The organism is Pseudomonas sp. WS 5021 (genome assembly GCF_012985535.1).
Lineage (GTDB): Bacteria > Pseudomonadota > Gammaproteobacteria > Pseudomonadales > Pseudomonadaceae > Aquipseudomonas.
Map to the genome: position 1 here is coordinate 1 of NZ_JAAQWP010000019.1, position 5,291 is coordinate 5,291.

Consider the following 5,291-nt stretch of genomic DNA (forward strand, 5'->3'; position numbering starts at 1 on the left):
CTCGAAGCTTCTGAAAATAATCACTTGACAGCAAATGAGGCTGCTGTAGAATGCGCGCCTCGGTTGAGACGAAAGATCTTAACCAACCGCTCTTTAACAACTGAATCAAGCAATTCGTGTGGGTGCTTGTGGAGTCAGACTGATAGTCAACAAGATTATCAGCATCACAAGTTACTCCGCGAGAAATCAAAGATGTAACCAACGATTGCTGAGCCAAGTTTAGGGTTTCTTAAAAACCCAAAGATGTTTGAACTGAAGAGTTTGATCATGGCTCAGATTGAACGCTGGCGGCAGGCCTAACACATGCAAGTCGAGCGGTAGAGAGAAGCTTGCTTCTCTTGAGAGCGGCGGACGGGTGAGTAATGCCTAGGAATCTGCCTGGTAGTGGGGGATAACGTTCGGAAACGGACGCTAATACCGCATACGTCCTACGGGAGAAAGCAGGGGACCTTCGGGCCTTGCGCTATCAGATGAGCCTAGGTCGGATTAGCTAGTTGGTGGGGTAATGGCTCACCAAGGCGACGATCCGTAACTGGTCTGAGAGGATGATCAGTCACACTGGAACTGAGACACGGTCCAGACTCCTACGGGAGGCAGCAGTGGGGAATATTGGACAATGGGCGAAAGCCTGATCCAGCCATGCCGCGTGTGTGAAGAAGGTCTTCGGATTGTAAAGCACTTTAAGTTGGGAGGAAGGGTTGTAGATTAATACTCTGCAATTTTGACGTTACCGACAGAATAAGCACCGGCTAACTCTGTGCCAGCAGCCGCGGTAATACAGAGGGTGCAAGCGTTAATCGGAATTACTGGGCGTAAAGCGCGCGTAGGTGGTTAGTTAAGTTGGATGTGAAATCCCCGGGCTCAACCTGGGAACTGCATTCAAAACTGACTGACTAGAGTATGGTAGAGGGTGGTGGAATTTCCTGTGTAGCGGTGAAATGCGTAGATATAGGAAGGAACACCAGTGGCGAAGGCGACCACCTGGACTGATACTGACACTGAGGTGCGAAAGCGTGGGGAGCAAACAGGATTAGATACCCTGGTAGTCCACGCCGTAAACGATGTCAACTAGCCGTTGGGAGCCTTGAGCTCTTAGTGGCGCAGCTAACGCATTAAGTTGACCGCCTGGGGAGTACGGCCGCAAGGTTAAAACTCAAATGAATTGACGGGGGCCCGCACAAGCGGTGGAGCATGTGGTTTAATTCGAAGCAACGCGAAGAACCTTACCAGGCCTTGACATCCAATGAACTTTCTAGAGATAGATTGGTGCCTTCGGGAACATTGAGACAGGTGCTGCATGGCTGTCGTCAGCTCGTGTCGTGAGATGTTGGGTTAAGTCCCGTAACGAGCGCAACCCTTGTCCTTAGTTACCAGCACGTAATGGTGGGCACTCTAAGGAGACTGCCGGTGACAAACCGGAGGAAGGTGGGGATGACGTCAAGTCATCATGGCCCTTACGGCCTGGGCTACACACGTGCTACAATGGTCGGTACAGAGGGTTGCCAAGCCGCGAGGTGGAGCTAATCCCACAAAACCGATCGTAGTCCGGATCGCAGTCTGCAACTCGACTGCGTGAAGTCGGAATCGCTAGTAATCGCGAATCAGAATGTCGCGGTGAATACGTTCCCGGGCCTTGTACACACCGCCCGTCACACCATGGGAGTGGGTTGCACCAGAAGTAGCTAGTCTAACCTTCGGGAGGACGGTTACCACGGTGTGATTCATGACTGGGGTGAAGTCGTAACAAGGTAGCCGTAGGGGAACCTGCGGCTGGATCACCTCCTTAATCGACGACATCAGCTGCTCCATAAGTTCCCACACGAATTGCTTGATTCATTGAAGAAGACGAAAAGAAGCAGCCCGAAATTGGGTCTGTAGCTCAGTTGGTTAGAGCGCACCCCTGATAAGGGTGAGGTCGGCAGTTCGAATCTGCCCAGACCCACCAATTTTGTGTGGGAAACGCCTGTAGAAATACGGGGCCATAGCTCAGCTGGGAGAGCGCCTGCCTTGCACGCAGGAGGTCAACGGTTCGATCCCGTTTGGCTCCACCACTACTGCTTCTGTTTGTATAAAGCTTAGAAATGAGCATTCCATCGTTGTGATGGTGAATGTTGATTTCTAGTCTTTGACTAGTTCGTTCTTTAAAAATTTGGGTATGTGATAGAAAGATAGACTGAACGTTACTTTCACTGGTAACGGATCAGGCTAAGGTAAAATTTGTGAGTTACTCAAATTGAGTATTATCGAATTTTCGGCGAATGTCGTCTTCACAGTATAACCAGATTGCTTGGGGTTATATGGTCAAGTGAAGAAGCGCATACGGTGGATGCCTTGGCAGTCAGAGGCGATGAAAGACGTGGTAGCCTGCGAAAAGCTTCGGGGAGTCGGCAAACAGACTTTGATCCGGAGATGTCTGAATGGGGGAACCCAGCCATCATAAGATGGTTATCTTAAGCTGAATACATAGGCTTAAGAGGCGAACCAGGGGAACTGAAACATCTAAGTACCCTGAGGAAAAGAAATCAACCGAGATTCCCTTAGTAGTGGCGAGCGAACGGGGACTAGCCCTTAAGTGGCTTTGAGATTAGCGGAACGCTCTGGAAAGTGCGGCCATAGTGGGTGATAGCCCTGTACGCGAAAATCTCTTAGTCATGAAATCGAGTAGGACGGAGCACGAGAAACTTTGTCTGAATATGGGGGGACCATCCTCCAAGGCTAAATACTACTGACTGACCGATAGTGAACTAGTACCGTGAGGGAAAGGCGAAAAGAACCCCGGAGAGGGGAGTGAAATAGATCCTGAAACCGTATGCGTACAAGCAGTGGGAGCCCACTTTGTTGGGTGACTGCGTACCTTTTGTATAATGGGTCAGCGACTTATTTTCAGTGGCGAGCTTAACCGAATAGGGGAGGCGTAGCGAAAGCGAGTCTTAATAGGGCGTCTAGTCGCTGGGAATAGACCCGAAACCGGGCGATCTATCCATGGGCAGGTTGAAGGTTGGGTAACACTAACTGGAGGACCGAACCGACTACCGTTGAAAAGTTAGCGGATGACCTGTGGATCGGAGTGAAAGGCTAATCAAGCTCGGAGATAGCTGGTTCTCCTCGAAAGCTATTTAGGTAGCGCCTCATGTATCACTGTAGGGGGTAGAGCACTGTTTCGGCTAGGGGGTCATCCCGACTTACCAAACCGATGCAAACTCCGAATACCTACAAGTGCCGAGCATGGGAGACACACGGCGGGTGCTAACGTCCGTCGTGAAAAGGGAAACAACCCAGACCGTCAGCTAAGGTCCCAAAGTTATGGTTAAGTGGGAAACGATGTGGGAAGGCTTAGACAGCTAGGAGGTTGGCTTAGAAGCAGCCACCCTTTAAAGAAAGCGTAATAGCTCACTAGTCGAGTCGGCCTGCGCGGAAGATGTAACGGGGCTCAAACCATACACCGAAGCTACGGGTATCACCCTCGGGTGATGCGGTAGAGGAGCGTTCTGTAAGCCTGTGAAGGTGAGTTGAGAAGCTTGCTGGAGGTATCAGAAGTGCGAATGCTGACATGAGTAACGACAATGGGTGTGAAAAACACCCACGCCGAAAGACCAAGGTTTCCTGCGCAACGTTAATCGACGCAGGGTTAGTCGGTCCCTAAGGCGAGGCTGAAAAGCGTAGTCGATGGAAAACAGGTTAATATTCCTGTACTTCTGGTTATTGCGATGGAGGGACGGAGAAGGCTAGGCCAGCTTGGCGTTGGTTGTCCAAGTTTAAGGTGGTAGGCTGGAATCTTAGGTAAATCCGGGATTCTAAGGCCGAGAGCTGATGACGAGTTACCCTTTGGGTGACGAAGTGGTTGATGCCATGCTTCCAAGAAAAGCTTCTAAGCTTCAGGTAACCAGGAACCGTACCCCAAACCGACACAGGTGGTTGGGTAGAGAATACCAAGGCGCTTGAGAGAACTCGGGTGAAGGAACTAGGCAAAATGGCACCGTAACTTCGGGAGAAGGTGCGCCGGTGAGGGTGAAGGACTTGCTCCGTAAGCTCATGCCGGTCGAAGATACCAGGCCGCTGCGACTGTTTATTAAAAACACAGCACTCTGCAAACACGAAAGTGGACGTATAGGGTGTGACGCCTGCCCGGTGCCGGAAGGTTAATTGATGGGGTTAGCTAACGCGAAGCTCTTGATCGAAGCCCCGGTAAACGGCGGCCGTAACTATAACGGTCCTAAGGTAGCGAAATTCCTTGTCGGGTAAGTTCCGACCTGCACGAATGGCGTAACGATGGCGGCGCTGTCTCCACCCGAGACTCAGTGAAATTGAAATCGCTGTGAAGATGCAGTGTATCCGCGGCTAGACGGAAAGACCCCGTGAACCTTTACTATAGCTTTGCACTGGACTTTGAATTTGCTTGTGTAGGATAGGTGGGAGGCTTTGAAGCGTGGACGCCAGTTCGCGTGGAGCCAACCTTGAAATACCACCCTGGCAACTTTGAGGTTCTAACTCAGGTCCGTTATCCGGATCGAGGACAGTGTATGGTGGGTAGTTTGACTGGGGCGGTCTCCTCCTAAAGAGTAACGGAGGAGTACGAAGGTGCGCTCAGACCGGTCGGAAATCGGTCGTAGAGTATAAAGGCAAAAGCGCGCTTGACTGCGAGACAGACACGTCGAGCAGGTACGAAAGTAGGTCTTAGTGATCCGGTGGTTCTGTATGGAAGGGCCATCGCTCAACGGATAAAAGGTACTCCGGGGATAACAGGCTGATACCGCCCAAGAGTTCATATCGACGGCGGTGTTTGGCACCTCGATGTCGGCTCATCACATCCTGGGGCTGAAGCCGGTCCCAAGGGTATGGCTGTTCGCCATTTAAAGTGGTACGCGAGCTGGGTTTAGAACGTCGTGAGACAGTTCGGTCCCTATCTGCCGTGGACGTTTGAGATTTGAGAGGGGCTGCTCCTAGTACGAGAGGACCGGAGTGGACGAACCTCTGGTGTTCCGGTTGTCACGCCAGTGGCATTGCCGGGTAGCTATGTTCGGAATAGATAACCGCTGAAAGCATCTAAGCGGGAAACTAGCCTCAAGATGAGATCTCACTGGAACCTTGAGTTCCCTGAAGGGCCGTCGAAGACTACGACGTTGATAGGTTGGGTGTGTAAGCGCTGTGAGGCGTTGAGCTAACCAATACTAATTGCCCGTGAGGCTTGACCATATAACACCCAAGCAATTTGTTTCTCGAAAGAGCATCAGATTGCGGTGTGTGAAGACGAAATGAACCGAAAGTTCGAATCTCACAAAACACCGAAAGCT

The 5,291-nt window shown here is 51.2% G+C and carries 2 tRNA genes and 2 rRNA genes; all 4 read left to right on the forward strand.

Features of this window, described 5'->3' with window-relative positions:
* The first annotated feature begins 249 nt into the window (after positions 1 to 249).
* The 4 genes from HBO19_RS28285 to HBO19_RS28300 all read left to right on the forward strand — a co-directional run bounded on the left by HBO19_RS28285 (position 250) and on the right by HBO19_RS28300 (position 5,193).
* A 16S ribosomal RNA gene (locus HBO19_RS28285) occupies positions 250 to 1,786 on the forward strand.
* A gap of 82 nt (positions 1,787 to 1,868) precedes the next feature.
* Positions 1,869 to 1,945 (forward strand) — tRNA-Ile (locus tag HBO19_RS28290).
* Positions 1,946 to 1,975: 30 nt separating this feature from the next.
* A tRNA-Ala gene (locus HBO19_RS28295) sits at positions 1,976 to 2,051 on the forward strand.
* Between the two features lie 248 nt (positions 2,052 to 2,299).
* Positions 2,300 to 5,193, forward strand: a 23S ribosomal RNA gene (locus tag HBO19_RS28300).
* Together the 16S and 23S rRNA genes with 2 tRNA genes alongside form the textbook arrangement of a ribosomal RNA operon.
* Positions 5,194 to 5,291 lie beyond the last annotated feature (98 nt).